The 17,750-nt window shown below is 62.8% G+C and carries 11 protein-coding genes; 7 read left to right on the top strand and 4 right to left on the bottom strand.

Translation table 11 applies throughout. The features are described 5' to 3' along the window. The first annotated feature begins 68 nt into the window (after positions 1 to 68). The 3 genes from OIS53_RS18280 (at position 69) to OIS53_RS18270 (ending at position 3,226) form a co-directional block, all read left to right on the top strand. The gene (locus tag OIS53_RS18280; RefSeq protein ID WP_264680010.1) at positions 69 to 953 is read left to right on the top strand and encodes a class I SAM-dependent methyltransferase; all 885 of its coding nucleotides are present in this window, start codon (positions 69 to 71) and stop codon (positions 951 to 953) included. Positions 954 to 1,066: 113 nt separating this feature from the next. After that, on the top strand, positions 1,067 to 2,014 hold the full coding sequence (locus OIS53_RS18275) for a Ppx/GppA phosphatase family protein (protein ID WP_264680008.1): 948 nt from the start codon (positions 1,067 to 1,069) through the stop codon (positions 2,012 to 2,014). Between the two features lie 144 nt (positions 2,015 to 2,158). Further along, entirely contained in the window at positions 2,159 to 3,226 is a 1,068-nt protein-coding gene (locus OIS53_RS18270; RefSeq protein WP_264680007.1) for an Ldh family oxidoreductase, read from the top strand. Between the two features lie 72 nt (positions 3,227 to 3,298). Here the strand turns inward: OIS53_RS18270 and OIS53_RS18265 are convergent, their stop codons facing one another. Continuing rightward, a complete protein-coding gene (locus tag OIS53_RS18265) occupies positions 3,299 to 5,737 on the bottom strand; it encodes a M4 family metallopeptidase (RefSeq protein WP_264680006.1) in 2,439 nt (812 codons plus the stop codon). Between the two features lie 347 nt (positions 5,738 to 6,084). Continuing rightward, entirely contained in the window at positions 6,085 to 6,909 is an 825-nt protein-coding gene (locus OIS53_RS18260) for a murein L,D-transpeptidase catalytic domain family protein (RefSeq protein ID WP_264680005.1), read from the bottom strand. 339 nt (positions 6,910 to 7,248) lie between these two features. Between OIS53_RS18260 and OIS53_RS18255 the strand changes: the two genes are divergently transcribed. Next, a complete protein-coding gene (locus tag OIS53_RS18255) occupies positions 7,249 to 9,612 on the top strand; it encodes an alpha-amylase family glycosyl hydrolase (protein WP_264680004.1) in 2,364 nt (787 codons plus the stop codon). 53 nt (positions 9,613 to 9,665) lie between these two features. Here OIS53_RS18255 and OIS53_RS18250 read toward each other — a convergent pair whose 3' ends face one another. Further along, a complete protein-coding gene (locus OIS53_RS18250) occupies positions 9,666 to 10,121 on the bottom strand; it encodes a hypothetical protein (protein WP_264680003.1) in 456 nt (151 codons plus the stop codon). Positions 10,122 to 10,137: 16 nt separating this feature from the next. After that, a complete protein-coding gene (locus OIS53_RS18245) occupies positions 10,138 to 10,965 on the bottom strand; it encodes a murein L,D-transpeptidase catalytic domain family protein (protein ID WP_264680002.1) in 828 nt (275 codons plus the stop codon). A gap of 205 nt (positions 10,966 to 11,170) precedes the next feature. On the opposite strand from OIS53_RS18245, the gene hscA reads away from it, so the two are divergent. From hscA to OIS53_RS18230, 3 genes are all read left to right on the top strand, one after another. Further along, entirely contained in the window at positions 11,171 to 13,033 is a 1,863-nt protein-coding gene (gene hscA / locus OIS53_RS18240; protein WP_264680001.1) for a Fe-S protein assembly chaperone HscA, read from the top strand. A 254-nt stretch (positions 13,034 to 13,287) separates the two neighbouring features. Beyond that, positions 13,288 to 14,499, top strand: a complete 1,212-nt coding sequence (locus tag OIS53_RS18235; RefSeq protein WP_264680000.1) for an anhydro-N-acetylmuramic acid kinase — start codon at positions 13,288 to 13,290, stop codon at positions 14,497 to 14,499. Positions 14,500 to 14,687: 188 nt separating this feature from the next. Continuing rightward, positions 14,688 to 17,744 (top strand): SusC/RagA family TonB-linked outer membrane protein, encoded by a 3,057-nt coding sequence (locus tag OIS53_RS18230; protein ID WP_264679999.1) that lies wholly within the window; start codon positions 14,688 to 14,690, stop codon positions 17,742 to 17,744. The last annotated feature ends 6 nt before the right edge of the window (positions 17,745 to 17,750 follow it).

Below are 17,750 nucleotides of genomic sequence, written 5' to 3'. Positions count from 1 at the left end.
CACTTGTCATTTGTCACCTGTCACCTCACCACCTCATTTCCTACCTTTGCCGCCTTATCAACACCTGCATGTACACGTTTCTGACTACCAGCTCCTGGGCCGATTACGAGCTGCTGGACGCTGGCAACTTTGAGAAGCTGGAACGCTTTGGCAGGCATGTGCTGGCCCGGCCAGAGCCCCAGGCCATCTGGGACCCGCACCTGCCGGCCTCGGAGTGGCAGCGGGCCCACGCCACGTTTACGCGCGAGAAAGGCAGCCAGGAGCGCGGTACCTGGCGCATCAAGCCCGGCACGACCGAGCAGTGGATTATTGGCTACGAGCGGCCCGAGGGCCTGAAGCTGCGGTTCCGGCTGGGGTTGTCGTCGTTTAAGCACGTGGGCCTGTTTCCGGAGCAGGACCCCAACTGGCAGTTCATCTACGAGCAGACGCGGAAGCGCCGCACCCCGCAGCCGCGGGTGCTCAACCTGTTTGCTTACACCGGCGCGGCCACCCTGGCTGCCCGCGCCGCCGGCGCCGACGTCACCCACCTTGACTCGGTGAAGCAAGTCAACTTCTGGGCTCGTGACAACATGGAGGCTTCGGGCCTGGACGGGGTGCGCTGGCTGGTGGAAGACGCTATGAAGTACGTGCGGCGCGAGGTAAAGCGCGGCTCTCGCTACCAGGGCCTCATCCTGGACCCGCCCGCCTACGGCCGCGGCCCCAACGGCGAGAAGTGGCAGCTGGAAGACGAGCTGAACGAAATGCTCAAGCTCTGCCAGCAGCTCCTCGACCCCCAGGACCATTTCTTCCTCATCAACCTCTACTCCCTGGGCTTCTCGGCCTTGATTCTCGATAACCTTGTGACCGACATTTTCGGGCGGCCGGCCGGGCAGCGCGAAATCGGCGAGATTTACTTGCACGACCGGGCCACCCGCAAGCTGCCCCTGGGCACGTTCTGCCGGTTTGCAACGTAGGGACGCGTTGCACGCACCCGCCCGGCAGAGTTTTCGGCCGCGGATGGCGGTAATAGCCCATACTTCAGATTATCGTTCAACGACACGGGCGCGTGCGACGCGCCCCTACTTCTATGCACCACCGCCGCCTGGCCCTGATTGACATGGGCACCAACACATTTCACCTGCTGATTGTGGAGCTGCCCCAGGGCGACGAGCTGCCGGTGCCCACGGTGCTGCTGCGCACCAAAGTGGGCGTAAAGCTGGGCGAAGGCGGCATCAGCGCCGGCCGTATTGCCCCGGAGGCCTACGCCCGCGCATTGCACACGCTGGCCGCTTTTCAGGAGGAAATCGAGCTGCACCAGGTAACGGAAGTGCGCGCCACGGCCACCAGCGCCGTGCGCGTGGCTCAGAACGGGCCCGAGCTGGTGCAGGAAATCTTCGAGCAAACCGGCATTCGGGTGGAAGTTATTCCCGGCGACCGGGAGGCCGAGCTGATTGCCCGCGGCATCCGGCAGGCCGTGCCGCTGGGCCCGGAGCCCCACTTGCTCATGGACATCGGGGGCGGCTCGGTAGAGTTTATCCTGGCCAGCGGCACCACTATTTTCTGGAAGCAGAGCTTTGAAATCGGGGCTCAGCGCCTGCTGGACAAGTTTTTCATCCAGGACCCACTGCCCGCCGCAGCCGTGCAGGCCGAGCAGGCGTATCTGGCCGAGGTGCTGGCCCCGCTCACGGCGGCCGTGCGGCAGCACCGCCCCGTGGGCCTGGTGGGCGCCAGCGGCACCTTCGATACCCTCTGCGACCTGCAAGCCGCCCGCGCCGGCTACCCGGAGCTGGTGGGCAAGGCCGCGCCGGCCACCGACATTGCGCTGGACAGCTTCCGGCGCAGCTACGAGCTGCTGCTGCGCCTGGACCACGCCGGCCGCCTGGCCCTGCCCGGCATGACGCCCCTGCGCGCCGACATGATAGTAGTGGCCTGCGTGCTCATTGATTTTGTGCTGACCACCTACCAGCTGCCCCACATCATTGCCTCAGCCTACGCCCTGAAAGAAGGCCTGCTGGCCGAAATGCTGGGCCAGTAGCGTAGCGCGAACCGTCGGAAGGCGCAGCCAAGCTTCCGCTTCACGCATCGTTCACGCCCTTAGCAAACACCCCCACCCGTAATCGTTCACCAATGTGCGAAGCAGAGGCTTGGCTACGCCTTCCGACGGTTTGCGCTACAGCTTATGACTACCACTCTCCCCTACTCCCAGCTGTTCACTTTCACCGAAGCCGTATTCCGCGGCATGGGCTGCCCCGACGACGACGCCACCCTTGCCACCGAAACCCTGCTCTCGGCCGATTTGCGCGGCATTGACTCGCACGGCGTGGCCCGGCTGGCGGGCTACGTGCGCCTCTGGGAAGCCGGCCGCATCAACGCCACCCCGCGCGTGGGCGTGACCTACGAAACGCCTAGCACGGCCGTGGTGGACGGCGACGGGGGCCTAGGCCTGGTGGTGGGCCCCAAAGCCATGCGGGTGGCCCTGGACAAGGCCCGGCAGGTGGGCTCGGGCTGGGTGTCGGTGAAGAATTCCAACCACTTCGGCATTGCGGGCTACCACGCCATGCAGGCCCTGGCTCACGACATGATTGGGCTGGCCATGACCAACGCCTCGCCGCTGGTGGCGCCCACCTATTCGCTGGAGCGCCTGCTGGGCACCAACCCCATTGCCGTGGCCGTGCCCGCCGGCCAGCAGCCCGACTTCGTGCTCGACATGGCCACCACTACCGCCGCCAACGGCAAGCTGGAAGTGGCCCAGCGCAAGCACCTGCCCATCCCCGACGGCTGGGCCCAGGACGCCACGGGCGTGGGCTCCACCGATGCCAATGCCGTAAAAAACGGCGGGGCGCTGCTGCCGCTGGGTGGGGCCACCGGCTCGCACAAAGGCTACGGCCTGGGCGCCGTGGTGGATATTTTCTCGGCCGTGCTCAGCGGTGCTAACTACGGCCCCTGGGTGCCGCCCTTCGTGGCCTTTTTGCAGCCCTCGGAAAACCCGGTAGGCCAGGGCCTGGGCCACTTCTTCGGGGCCATGCGCGTGGACGCCTTCCGCCCCGCCGACGAGTTCAAGGCTCACATGGACAACTGGATTACCACCTTCCGCGGGGCCCGTGCCGTGGACGGCCAACACGTGCTCATCCCCGGCGACCCGGAGCGCGAAACCGCCGCCCGCCGCCTCCTTGATGGCATTCCGCTGCTGGAGCCGGTGCTGAAGGACCTGGAGGCTGTGGGAGCTAGATTTGGCGTGAAAGTGTAGCGTATCCGCTTTTACACCAAAAAGGCCTTTCGTGCAGTACGAAAGGCCTTTTTGATGCGTATAAATACCCGACTAGTCTTTCACGAAGCGCTGGTGGAACACTCGCTGCCCGTCGCTCACGGCCACGGTGTACATGCCTTTGGCTAGGTTGCTCACGTTCAGCTGCCCATCTGCCCGGTAAGGCAGGTCCGCTACCCGCCGCCCGTGCACGTCCAGAACCTCCACTGAGGTTACAGCAGCGTTGGCAGGCAGCACTAGGTGCAGCACGTCCTTCACAGGGTTAGGATAGACCTCCAGTTGGTCGGTGGCGGCATTGCTCGACGAGCCGCTGCCCAAGCCGGCAAAAGCCGTACTGGTCGTGCTGCTCACACTGAGCGTATAATCCTCTACTTCGCCGTACGCAAAGGAGCCGCAACTGGGCTGATCCGCGCTGCTCATCGACACGCGCAGGCGGGTGTTGCCGGTTTTGGCTGTGGTAGGCACCGTAAACGTAAAGTTGAGCGTGCTGGCACTGGTGTTGGAGCCACCGCCCAGCAGTTCACCGGCATCGGCAAAGTCTTTGTCCTGGTTCCAGTCGACGAAGATCTTCCAGTAAGCTGTGCCGGTGGTAGCGAAACCGGCGCTGAAGTACAACGTCTGCGACGAGCCAGGGGCTACGCTGGTGCTGCTGGCCGTGCCGTTGTAGTAGCCGCCGGCGTCCTTGCCCGAGCTACGGTTGATGGCGCCGATATTGACCAGATCAATCCACCCGGAGTTGTTGTCGTTGCCATTGGAGGCGCAGTACGCAACGGGCGCGGCCGTGGCGCCGCCGTAAGCACCGCCCACGCCCACAGCGTACCAGGCGTTGGTGGTGGCAATTACCTCGGCCGAGCCGGCGCCGTACAGGTCGGTAGCGGCCTGAATGGAATAAGTGCGGGCATTGGCGAAGGTACTGGTTGAAGTCAGGTACACGCTTTCGGTACGGAAGGCAATTTTAGCCGCTTTGTCCATGCCGATGCCGGTGACGCTGTAGGAGTAGCCGCCTTCGTTGGTGCCGCTCTTGCCCACGCTCAGGATGTAGAACCAGTGGTTCATCACCCCGCTGTTAATGTGCACCCCGCCGTAGTCGGTGGCCTGCGTGTACACGCCCGTGTTCGTGAACCAGTACTGGCCTTTGTAGTAAGCTGGCTGGCCCAAGGATTTTGGGTTGCTCATTGAGCGAGCCGCAACACCCTGGGTCACGATTTCCTCACCTACCAACCAGGTTTGCTTGGTAGTCGTCTTAAAGCTTTCCACGCAAGCGCCCCAAATGTCGGAGAAGCCTTCGTTGAGGGCACCGGACTCGGCCTGGTACACCAGCGCCGCCGTGGAGCTGCACACGGCATGACCGATTTCGTGGGCCGTCACGTCGAGGGCGCCCATGGGCTTAAACTGCTGGTACCCGTCGCCGAACAACATCACCGAGCCGTTCCAGTAAGCGTTGTCCATGCCTTTGCCGTCGCCGGGGGTGTCGTCGAAGTGCACGTAGCCTTTGATAACGGCGCCGGCGTTGTTGTAGCTGTTGCGGTTGTGCTTGGTTTTCCAATAGTCGTAGGTCGCCTGCGCGCCCCACATGGCGTCGAGGGCCACGTTGTCGACGTTGGTGTTGTTGTACTCGGTCCAGTTGTTGTCGGCGTCGGTGAAGTCGACGGAGCCGGTTAGGCTGTTACTCTTGCGGGCGTTGTAAATCTCAACGCCATTGCCGCGGGTGTAGTCGCGCAGGCGGTACGAGCTGTTGTAGCTGTCAGTAGAGGCGCTCTGGGTGCTACTGTAGCGGGTAGCAAACGAGCCGGTGGCCGCCGCGTGCTTAATGATGGCGTCCTGCAGCACGATTTCGCCCGAGCGGGCGTCCACGTAGATGTAGGCGCGGCTCATCGGCTGCTGGGCGTACACGTTGAACTTCCAGGCCAGCACCGGGCGGTCGAAGTTGGCACTGCCCTCGCCGCCGCGTCGGTCGCCCACTATCACGAGCTCACCCTGGGGCTTGTAGGTAGCGGCGGGGTTGTTTTCCTGCTGCTTGAGGCCGGCTTCTTCGGCTGGGTCCTGCCACATGTATTTCTGTGCACCCACGAAAGCCAGGGCGCGCTGCAAGGCTACCTGCTCCGTGAGGGTGGGCACAACACTCAGGTTTGTGATGCGCTTGAAATGACCACTCAAGCTCTCCACCTTGCCCTGGTGGGCGTGAACGGTGTAGTCAGCGTGCTCTACCTTGATTCCTTTATAGAATTGGGAGTACTTCTCGTGAACGAAGCCCAGCTCGTCAATCTCTGCAGTAGCGCGCCGCATGTAGTCGTCGGACTTGAGGCCCAATTGCTCGGTTAGTGCCTGCTGCGCATTACCCAGGCCATACGCGTTGCCGCCTTTCAGCTGCACCAGCACTGGCGAGCCATCTTCGGCCAGGGTTTTGGAGGGTTGTTGCTGGGCTTGGGCACCGGGCCCAAGCAGGCCGCAGAGCAGCAAGCCAGCCAAGGTAGGGGTATACTTGTGATGCATACAGGAGTGTGTGAGTAGAAAAAGAGAGCTTTTACAGGGCGCAGCCCTGTCTGGTGTAAGATCCTGTAAGTACCATAAAGCTGTGAGTGAAGTATCATTATTTCGATAGGCTTGGATTATTCAACTATCAACCCACTCCTTTTCATGGTGAACATTTTCCAAGACACCCATTTGCCCCCACCTATAGTGAGGAGCACCCACCCATTAGACTGCCCTTGGGAATAGCCTTTTACCGCCTTTGCTACTTTCACCAAAGAATCTTTTTCATAAAAAAAGCTCCGACCACCAAGTCAGAGCTTTTAAAAAACAACACTAATCAAGAGGTACGTTAGTACACTACGCAGTCATTAGCTGCTTGCCGACAGCAGCGTGTTCATGGCAACGTCCTGGTTCAGGTACTTGGACGAATAGTGGTCGTTGGGGCCGTTAAGAAACAGGCAGGTGCGGCCCTCCACGGCTTCGATGATTTCGTCTTTCTGGTCCATGGGAATGGCCGGGCAGCCGAGGCTGCGGCCCAGGCGGCCATACTGGCGGATGAAGTCTTCGCTCACGTACTCAGCGCCGTGCATGACCACGGAGCGCATCATGGCGTTGGTGTTAAAGCCTTCGTCCACGCCTTGCAGCTTGAGGGAACGGCCGTGCTTGCCCTGGTATTCGCCCTGGGTCACGTAGAAACCCAGGCTGCTCATGTTCGACTCATTCTCGTTGGAGAAGTTGGTAGCTATGTTCTCGCCCGAGTTGTGGCCGTGGGCTACCAGCGTGTGAAACTTCACTTGGCGCTGAGCCAAGTCCAATACCCACAGGCGCTTCTGAGTAGAAGGCAAACTGAAATCTACCACGGTGAGCAGCTGCTTGTCGCTGAGCTTGCCCTCGTTTTCGAGGTTGAGGTAGCCGGTCATGGCTCTCTCGAACACCTCGTAGCGCAGGCCCTGCTGCTCCACGCCCAAGTCGCGGTACAAATCGTGCAGGCGCTGGCTGAACAGGGCGGTTTTCATGGCCTCCGGGGAAGGCAGGCGGGTTTCGGCGCCGGCCGTGGCAGCCTGCGTCTTGGCAACGGGCGCGGCCAGGGGCGTAGCCAAAAACAACGAAGCCACAAACGGCAACACCCGGCGCACCATGCGGCGGGTACGCAGCTTCTTACGCTGGCGGCGAACTACACTCTGAGTTTCCATCTACACAAGTTCGTTTTCGGTTGCAGAACACTGGCTTTTCTGTTTCAGCAAACGACCAAGTCGTTTACGGCCTATACGCAGGTCGTGAGTGAATGATACACCTGCGCCGAGGTAGCTGCTTCTTTCAACTCCCAGTCTTCCGAATTGATTCCGGCAGCTCAACAGGGGCGGATATTGTACAAAAGCCAGTACGGCCGATCTTATAAAATTTTGGCAACTGTTTTCATCTATGATTCCTCCTATTACCTTTTCCGCCCCACAATGCTCAACGTGCTTCTGCGAGCCTAATTCTGCTCTTTTCTTACCGCTTTTTTCCCACCACTTTTCCCACCCTCCCACATGCTGTTTTCTACTTCCTGGGTGCGCGCCCTGTCAGGCGCGACCGTGGCGCTGCTATTGCTGGGCGCGCAGCCCGCCCGCGCCCAAAAAGTTGTCCTCCAAGGTTTTTGGTGGGACTACTGGAACTCCAACTACCCCAACGGCTGGGCTAATTACGTAGCCGTGCTGGCCCCTCGCCTGAAGAGCATGGGCATCGACGCTGTGTGGCTGCCGCCGAGCATCAAGAACGGCAACCAGGGCAACGGCTACTCGCCCTTCGACCACTACGACCTCGGCGACAAGTACCAAAAAGGCTTCCTGCCGACGCGCCTGGGTACCAAAGACGAGCTGCTGCGGGCCGTGGCCGTGTTGCACGCCAATGGCATTGAGGTAGTGCAGGACGTGGTGCTCAACCACGTAGACAATGCCGGCTCCCAGAACGGCGCGGGCGGCCAAGACCCGGCGGCCTGGGAAGACAACACCACCAGCAAGTACAAGAACTTCCGCTACGTGAGCTACACCCGGCCCGCCGCCGCCGAAGACGCCGCCAACTACCTGGCCCGCAACGGCCGCTTCCCGAAAAACTGGCAGAACTTCAACCCCAACCCCGGCAACAACTCTACTTCCGGCGACTGGAACCAGATTCTGTTCGGGCCCGACGTGAGCTTCTACAACGGCTCCTACGGCCAAAGCTCCAACGCCACCTTCAACCCCACCCAAAGCGCCGACTACATGCGCACCAACATGCGCAACTGGCTGGTGTGGTATAAAAAGCAGGTGGGCTTCGACGGGGTGCGCCTGGACGCCGTGAAGCACTTCCCCGACTTTGCCACCGAAGACTTCCTCTATAATCTGCAGAGCAATGCCGGCTGGGCCAATGGGGGCGCCGCCATGTTTGCCGTGGGCGAATTTGTGGGCGGCTCGGGCCAGCTCGACCAGTGGTGCACCAACGTGCAGGACCGCGCCGGCACCTTCGACTTCAGCCTGCGCAACGGCCTCTACAACATTGTGAGCGGGGGCGGCAACTTCGATTTGGGCTCGTTGCCGGGCTACCAGCAGGGCCGCCGGGTGGTGTACCAGGGCGGGCAGTACGTGCACCGCACCGTGCCTTTCGTGAACAACCACGACACGTTCCGGCCCCAGCTCAGTAGCACCGGCACCTACACTGGCTGGAACACCGGCTCGGAGCTGGCCCCGCACATCGACCCGTTCGATATCCGCTTGTCGGCGGCTTACGCGGCGGCCCTGGCCCTGGACGGCTCCCCGCAGATTTTCTTTGAGGACCTGTTTAACGTGGGTGGCACGGGCAAGCGGTTTTCGCACCAGCCCACCTCCACCACCGACCTGCCCGTACGGCCGGACATCGAAAACCTGATTTGGTGCCACCAGAACCTGCGCTTCAAGGATGGGGCCTACAAAGTGCGCTACCAGGCCCAGGACCACCTTGTAGTGGAGCGCAGCACCAAGGCCATCATCGGCATCAACGACAACTTCTCGGCCTGGCAGAACCACACGGTGAGCTGCGACTTCCCGGCCGGTACTGTGCTCAAGGACTACTCCGGCGCCAACGGCACGGCCACCGTGACGGTGAGCAGCGCCCAGACCGTGGCTATCAACACCCCGCCCTGCAACGGCACGGCCACCGGCGGGCGGCGCGGCTACTCGGTGTGGGCGCCCGTGACGGCGCCGCCGGCCTACTCGCGCCCGGCCCTGACCACCACCCACGAATGGGAGTTGGCCGACGACTTGGGCGACAATGATTCCCGCTCCTTGCGCCAGGGCGGGCAGCTGCCGGCCTCGTCTACGGCTACCCGCACGGCGGGCCGCATCTTCGCCGCCTCGGGCAAAACCGTCACCTACACCCTGTACCCGACCGACGCGGCCCGCAGCCTGACGGTGGAGCTGGTGAACGGCAGCGGCACCGTGCTGAGCAGCCGCACCGGCACGGGCACGCTCACGGGCACCTACACGCCCACGGCCACCGGCTGGATTACGCTGCGCGCCAAGAATGCCTCCAGCGCCAACCCCGCCCAGCGGGCCTTCGTGAAGGCCACCTACACCGCCCCGGCCGTGCTCAGCACCACCGCCCTGCGCGAAAGCCCAACGGCTAGCCCCACCCCGGCCGAAGTAACCACCGCCGACCTGCTGGTCTACCCCAACCCCACCGCCGCCGACCGCATCGACGTGGTAGTACAGTCGCCGCAGGAAGTGCACGCCACCCTGCGCCTACTGGACCTGACTGGCCGCGTGGTGCACGAGCAGCCCATTCGCCTTTACCCCGGCTCCTCAGAGGAGCGCCTGACGGTGCAGCGCGCCCTGCCCGCCGGTGTGTATCAGCTGCACGTGCCGGAACTGCACCTCAGCCGTAAGGTAGTGGTGAGGTAAGGTCTCAACTCGCTGTTGGCAAAAAGCGCCGCTGGGTTTCCAGCGGCGCTTTTTCATGCTACGTTTTTCAGTGCGCTAATAAGATCAGTCAGGCGAACCAGCTGCTTTTTTTCAAGCTTGGGCCAATCATGCTCGTCATGCTTAAATGAAGCCAGTTTTTTGATGGCCCGGCAAAACGGCAGGATAATGTCAGCGGCACTTCCCTTGATTCCATAAATAAATGTTGGCGCCTGCTGATGATCCGTGGCGAAGCTAATAACAAGCCGATACAGTTGTGGCTCCGGCCGAGTGAATTTGAAGTAATAGCCTGCTGGTTCCAAGTGCCACCAAACGGTAGCCTCTGACCCATTTACCACATCCATAATTGCCGTATACAGCAAATAAATTGGGTTTACGGGGACATTCGAAGCAGCCATTTCTAACTCGAAGTCATTCATAACAACTTTAGTCGGCAACCAACCGTGACTAGGTTGCTCGAACTCGACGCGGATGCGGTTAGCGAATTTCATACGATGTAATGGCTTGCTACCGCCACCCTCGCGCCGCCCACTGCCGGGCGGCAGCCTCTCCGTCCAGCCACTTCGACGCCAGACCGGGGCCGCTCAGGAAGAGGCAGCTACCTTCACCCACAGCTTGAATGATGGCGCGGTACTGGTCGGGCGGGAGTGCGGGGCAGCCGCGGCTGTAGCCTAGCTGCCCGTGGCGCCGCAGGTGGTCCTGGCTGGCGTAGTCGGCGGCGTGCAGCACCACGTAGCGGCGCAGGGCATTGTCGTTCTGGCCAGGGTCGAGGCCACGGAGGCGGCGCGAGAGGCCGTGCTTGCCCTGGTAGGTGTCCTGGGTGCGGTAGAAACCCAGGGACGTGCACGCCGACTTCATGGTGTTGGAGAAGCGCCGGGCGCGCAAGTATCCGGAGCCGCGGCCGTGGGCCACGTGGCTGCGGTGCAGCACTTCGGCCTTGCGTACGTCCAGCACCCACAGCCGCGGCTCGGAAGATGGCAGGTCCATGTCGGCCACGGCCAGAATGCCGCCATGGCTGATGCGGCCGGCCCGGCGCAGCGTGAGGTAGCCCACACAGGCCTGTTCCAGCACCTCGGGGCGCAGCGTGGCAGCTTCGGGGCCCAGTTGGGCGTGCAGGCGCCGCACGGCCTGCCGTATTGAGTCGGGCAGGTCAGGCATGGGCGTCGTAGGCGTCAGGCGCAGCGAATCGGGCGTGACTGGCGCGGCAGCCGGCCCTGCTGGAACGGCCGTAACTGCGGCCGCAACGGGTGTTTCGGTAGCCGTGGTGGCTTGGCAGCCGGCCAAGGCTAGGCCAAGTAGGATGGTAGCGTAGGAGGTGGGCCAGGCTGGAAACATAAACGGAGCGGCTCGTAAGGTGTAGCGCTGAATTTCAATTCGGTGCTTTCCAACGCCTTGCCCAAGGTCTGCATTCGGCCTGGCTGGCGCAAGAGGCCGAGGATTTGTTCTGTACTTTTGTGCCTTTCGGGCGGCTTGCTGGTTATTAGGGCCGTACCCCATTTGTTTCGCCTCTTCTCAGCGCGCTTCGGCGCGTTTTCCGCTTATGGCCAAAGTTGCAATCAACCTTTCCACGGGTAGTCTTCAGCAGGAAGAAATCATCGTCGGCATCGACCTGGGTACTACCAACTCCCTGGTGGCCTACATCCATCCCGACACCCGCCAGCCCCTGGCTATCAACGACCAGGGCCGGGGTACCATTGTGCCCTCGGTGGTGCACTTCCCCCCGGACGGCGGAGCGCCCATCGTGGGCACCGAAGCCAAGGACTACCTGCTCACCAGCCCGCAGAACACGATTTACTCGGTGAAGCGCCTGCTGGGCAAGTCCTACCGCGACCTGGGCCAGCACGCCCAGGAGCTGGGCTACAAGGTGATTGACGACGACTCCGAGGGCCTGGTAAAAATTCGGGTCGGGGACCGGTTCTATTCGCCCATCGAGTTGTCGGCGGAGATTCTGAAGGAGCTGCGGGCCCGCGCCGAGCACGCCCTCAAAACGCCGGTCAACAAGGCCGTCATCACCGTGCCGGCCTACTTCAACGACTCCCAGCGCCAGGCCACCCGCGACGCCGGCCGCCTGGCCGGGCTGGAGGTGCTGCGCATCGTGAACGAGCCCACCGCCGCGGCCCTGGCCTACGGCATCGGCCTCTCACCCGACGAGGAGAAAACCGTGGCCGTGTACGACCTGGGCGGCGGCACCTTCGACGTGAGCATTTTGCGCATTCAGCAGGGCATTTTCGAGGTGCTGAGCACTAACGGCGACACCTACCTCGGTGGCGACGACCTGGACCGGACCATCATCGAGCACTGGACCCAGCAGTACAACCTGCCGGCGACACTGGCCGGCAACGTGCCTCTACAACAAGAGCTGCGTCTGCTGGCCGAGTCGGCGAAACGCTACCTAAGCCAGCACGACGACTTTGCCGGCAACCTGGGCGACGACCTGGTGGTGCGCCTGACTCGGCCGGAGTTCGACGAGCTGATTCGGCCCCTGGTGGACCGGACGCTGACTTCGTGCCGGCAGGCCCTCCAGGATGCCAAGCTCACGCCCGCGGCCCTGGACGCCGTGCTGCTGGTGGGCGGCTCTACCCGCGTGCCGCTGGTGTACGAGTCGGTATCGACGTTCTTTCAGCAGCCGGCCAACAACTCCCTCAACCCCGACGAAGTGGTAGCTCTGGGGGCAGCCATCCAGGCCGACATCCTGGCCGGCAACCGCCGCGACGTGCTGCTGCTGGACGTGACGCCCCTCACCCTGGGCATCGAAACCCTGGGCGGCCTCATGGACCCCATCATTCCGCGCAACTCCAAAATCCCGACCAAGGCCGGCCGCCAGTACACCACCTCCGTGGATGGGCAGGTGAACCTGAAGATTTCGGTGTACCAGGGCGAGCGGGACCTGGTGAAAGAAAACCGCAAGCTGGCCGAGTTCGACCTGCGCGGCATCCCGGCCATGCCTGCCGGCCTGCCCAAGGTGGACGTGAATTTCATTCTGAACGCCGACGGCATCCTGAAAGTCGAAGCCGTTGAGTTGCGCTCCGGCACCCGCCAAGCCGTGGAAATCAAACCCCAGTACGGCCTTACCGATGAGCAGGTGGAGCAGATGCTGATGGATTCGCTGACCCACGCCCGCGAGGATGTGTCGGCGCGCATGGTCATTGAAGCCCGCACCGTAGCCGAGCAGATGCTCTACCAGGTGGAGCGGTTCGTGGCGAAAAACGGCCAGCACCTCACTCCCAACGAAACCGCCCAAACCCAGGCCGGCGTGGAAGAGCTGAAAGCAGCTTTGGAAACCAAAGACAAGGACACCATCCTGAAAGCCGTGGACGAGCTGGAAGAGCTAACCCGCCCCTTCGCCGAGCGCGTCATGAACATCAGCATCAGCCAGGCTATGAGCGGCAAGAAGATTTTGTAACGCGAAGCTGTACTGCGCGAGACGTCAGAACCAAGTCGTTCTATGATATCCTTCTAACGCCTCGCGAAGTACAGCTTCGCGAGGCATCTTACAGCCCTGCTACCTGTAGCGGGGCTTTTTCAATTCCTTTACTTGAGCTTCTCGAACACTCTTTAGTGCGCCTGAAATCAACTCCATCAGCACTAAAAAGTATAAAAAATGTTTCACCCTGCTTTCGGCATTATTAGTCAGCAGTAAACAGCACAAAACTCATTATGAATCCATATCTCGTGCGCCTACATCAGATTGCGCAGCAGCCCAGCCGCCGCATTATCGGGCTGATGTCGGGTACTTCGCTGGATGGGCTGGATGTGGCGCTGTGCCGCCTGCACGGGCACGGCCGCGGCACCCGGCTGGAGCTGGAGCACTTCACAACAGTGGCGTACGATGACGACTTGCGCGGGCGGGTGCAGGAGGTGTTTGCGCGCGAGCAGGTGAGCCTGGAGTACCTGACGCTGCTGCACGCCTGGTTGGGCCGCCGCCACGCCCGGATGATTCTGGAGTGCCTGCACGCCTGGCAGGTGCCCGCCGCCGAGGTGGACCTGGTAGCCAGCCACGGCCAGACCGTGTACCACGCCCCCCACCACCAGCACCGGCGCCCCGACTTTCCCAGCCTCAACGCCACCCTCCAGCTCGGCGACGGCGACCATGTGGCCGTGGGCACGGGCATCATCACCCTGAGCGACTTTCGGCAAAAGCACCTGGCTGCCGGCGGCGAAGGCGCCCCCCTGGCCGCGTACGGCGACTATCTGCTGCTGAGCAGCCCCCTGGAGGAGCGGCTGCTGCTCAACCTGGGCGGCATTGCCAACTTCACCTACCTACCCCGTACTGGCCCGGATGCCAGCCCCGCCTTCAGCACCGACACTGGCCCCGGCAACACCCTGCTCGATGCCACCGTGCGGGCCCACTTTCCGCACCTGGCCTACGACGAGGACGGCCGCCTGGCCGCGGCCGGGCAGGTGCACCCCGCTCTGCTGGCCGCTCTGCTCGACCATCCGTTCTTCCGGGCTCCCCTACCCAAAACCACCGGCCCCGAGCTGTTTGGCGCGGCTTATCTGGCCGATGCTCAGGCGCGCACCGGTACCCAGCAGTTGCGCGTGGAAGACCTGCTGGCCACGCTGGTGGAGCTGAGCGCCCAGGGTGTGGCAGCTGCCGCCCGCCAGGCCTTCGGGCCTCAGCCGGCCGCGGCCGTGTACGTGAGCGGCGGCGGGGCCCACAACCCTGCCCTGCGGCAGGCCCTGCAACGCCACCTGCCCGCCTGCCACTTTGCCACCACCGAGGCGCTGGGCGTGCTGCCCGACGCCAAAGAGGCCGTGCTGTTTGCGGTGCTGGCCAACGAAGCCGTAGCCGGACAGCCCGTGAGCATCGGGGCCGGCCGCCAGCGCGTGCCCGCCGTAACCATGGGCAAGATTTCCTGGCCGGGTTGACCCCATCCCCTGGAGCTACAAGCCTCAGGCTGCAAGCGACAAGCTGCATTACCAGTGCTTGCAACTTGAGGCTTGTAGCTCCAGGGAGTGGGGGTGAAAAATTTATTATGTTTAATGGCTTGCTGCTGAGGACATTTCACGCCTCAGCAGCAAGCCATTCTTTTTCCTTTCCTCCAATTCCCACTTGTATGCCTCACCCCTACTTACTGGCCAGCGCCCGGCATTTTGGGCGCTGGCTTCTGTTGCTGTTGCTGCTGAGCGCCGCGTGGCCGGGCGCGGCGCAGCCCAACCCGCGCTACACCGTGCGCGGGCGCGTGCTGGATGCCCGCTCCGAAGGCCTGCCCGGCGCCACCGTGCGTCTGCTCAACACCGTGCTAGGGGCCAGTTCCGGCGTTGATGGCGGATATGAGCTGACGGCCAACCTGGCGCCGGGCGTCTATCAGCTCGAAGTCAGCTCGGTAGGCTACCGGCCGGTGCGCCGCCCCGTGACGCTGGGCGCCGAAACCACCGTAACCGTGCCAGACGTGACCTTGCAAGAGGATTTGGTGCGCCTGAACGACGTGGTAGTAACCGGCACCTCGGTGGCTACCAGCAAGAAGCAGCTCGGCAACACCATTGCCACAGTGAGCGGCGACGAGCTGCGCACGGCCGTGCCCACTCAGATAGACCAAGCTTTGCAGGGCAAGTTTGCCGGCGTGCAAATCACCCAGAACTCCGGCAACCCCGCCGGTGGCATTTCGGTGCGCCTGCGCGGACCCAGCACCGTAGCCGGCTCTTCCGATCCGCTCTACATCATCGACGGGGTGATTGTCAACAACGACTCACCCCAACTGCTCGACCTGGGCGGCTACGCGCAGAATCGGCTCGTCGACATCAGCCCCAACGATATTGAGCGGGTGGAGGTGATAAAAGGCGCGGCGGCAGCGGCTATCTACGGCTCCCGCGCTTCAAATGGCGTGGTGCAGATTTTCACCAAGCGCGGCAAGGAAGGCAAGCCCCAGGTTACAGCGTCGTCGCAGTTTCTGGTGTCGGAAATTCGCCGCAAGCTGCCCTACAACCAGTACCCGTTCCGCTTCGCCACTTTCACGGCTACCGACCCAACCCAGGTGCCGGTGACGCGCTACGACTACCAGGACCAGATTTTCCGGACGGCCACGGGCACCGACAACTACGTATCCATTACGGGCGGCAGCACGAGCACCAAGTACTTTGCCTCCGGCAATTACTTTCGCAACCAGGGCATTGTGCAAAGCACAGACTTCAGCCGGGGCGGGGGCCGGGTCCGGCTTCAGCAAAACCTGGGCACTAAGGCCAGCCTGAGCGTGGGGGCCAACTACACGCTCAGCCGCAGCCGCGAAATACCCAACGGCGGCATCAACGAAGCCTACGGCGCCCTCACCGGCTTCATCTTCGCCAACAACTACATTGACCCCAGCCCCGACCCGGCCACCGGGCGTTACCCCAGCACCTCGCCGGTGGCCATTGTGCTGCGCACCAACCCGCTGGAAGCCATCAACCGCTTCGACTTCCGGCAGCAGACTTCCCGCTTCATCGGCGACGCCCAGCTCAGCCTCACGCCTTTCGAGGGCTTTTCGGTGGATTACGTGCTCGGCTACGATGCCAGCACGCAGGTGGGCACGGCCTTCATTCCGCCAAACAACACCACGCCCGGCTACGGCGCCGGCTACGCCCGCCGCGCCGACCGCACGGCCAACCTCATCAACAACGACCTCACGCTGAACTACCGCCGCAGCTTCGCGGAGTGGCTGCAATCCACGACTACGCTGGGCGGCACCCTGCAGTGGGACGAGTTTCTGACTACCGGCATCGTGTCGCAGCAGCTGGCACCCGTCATTCAAACTACCTTTAACGGCGTGGCTGTAGCGGGCGAGTTTCGCTCGGAACGCACGATTATAGGGGCGTTTGTGCAACAGACTCTGGGGCTGGGCAACCGGCTGTTTCTGACCGGTGCGGCCCGTGTAGATGCCGCTTCGGTGTATGGGGCCAACAACCGGACTCAATTTTACCCCAAGCTCAGCGGCTCGTATGTGGTGTCGGAGGAAAGCTTTTGGAAGAATAGCGCCCTGGCCCGCGCCGTGCCCCAGTTCAAGCTGCGCGCGTCCTGGGGCCAAGCCGGCAACCTCACGGCCATCGGGTCCTACGACCGGTTCACCAACTTCGGCGGGGTGGTGGCAGGCACCTTGCCAGGCCTGGCCCTGCCCACCCAGCTCGGCAACCCCAACCTCAAGCCTGAGCGTCAGATTGAGTTTGAAACCGGCTTTGACGCCAGCTTCCTCAACGACCGGGTGGGTGTGGAAGCCTCTTACTACAACAAGCGCGTGAGGGACCTGCTGCTGTTCCGGGACCTGGCTTTTAGCAGTGGCTACCTCAACCAGTACCAGAACATCGGCAACATGACCAACCGCGGTGTGGAAGTGCTGCTGCGGGTGGTGCCGGTGCAGGCCCAGGCCGTGCGCTGGACCGTCACGGGCACGTTCACGCACAATAAAAACCGCATCACCGACATTCCGGGCGGCCTGCTCACGTTTCCGGGCGGGTTTGGGCAGGTAGCCGCTGTGGAAGGCCAGCCCCTGGGCACGTTTTACAGCACCTACTTCGCCCGCAACCCCGACGGCTCTTTGCTGCTCACGCCCGCCGGCCTGCCCCAGCGCGAACGAGGTATTCAGGGCACGTTTGGCCGGCCCAACACGCCCCAGCGTGCCGCCGACGGCCAGCCCTCGGGCACCATTCTCAACACAGTCATCGGCGACCCAAACCCACGCTACGTAGCCTCGCTCATCAACGAAGTGGCCCTGCTCAACAACCGCCTGCTGTTCCGGCTCCAGTTTGATTCCCAGCAGGATTTTGACGTGTTCAACTTCACCCGGCGCGTTGGGGAGCGGGACCTGTACGGCTCCCTGGCCGGCTACGAGGCTGAGCTGCGCGGCGAAGTGCCCAAGGGAACCAGCGCAGCTTTGTTCCAGGTGTTTGAGAACTGGATTGAAGACGGCTCCTTCGTGAAGCTGCGTGAAGCCTCCGTCAGCTACACGCTGCTGCCCAAGGTGCTCGGCCTGCGCGACCTACGCCTGTCAGTAGCCGGCCGCAACCTGCTGGTGTTTACCGACTACAGCGGCTACGACCCCGAGGTAAACGCCGCCGGCCAGAGCACCGCCGTGCGCGGCTTCGACTTCGTGGAAGTGCCCATTCCGCGCACCGTGTCGGTGGGCCTGAATGCTTCCTTCTGATTTTCT

It is taken from the genome of Hymenobacter sp. YIM 151500-1, assembly GCF_025979885.1.
Taxonomy (GTDB): Bacteria; Bacteroidota; Bacteroidia; order Cytophagales; family Hymenobacteraceae; genus Hymenobacter.
The sequence above is the reverse complement of the archived record's forward strand: the minus strand, read 5'-3'. Positions and strand labels throughout refer to the sequence as shown.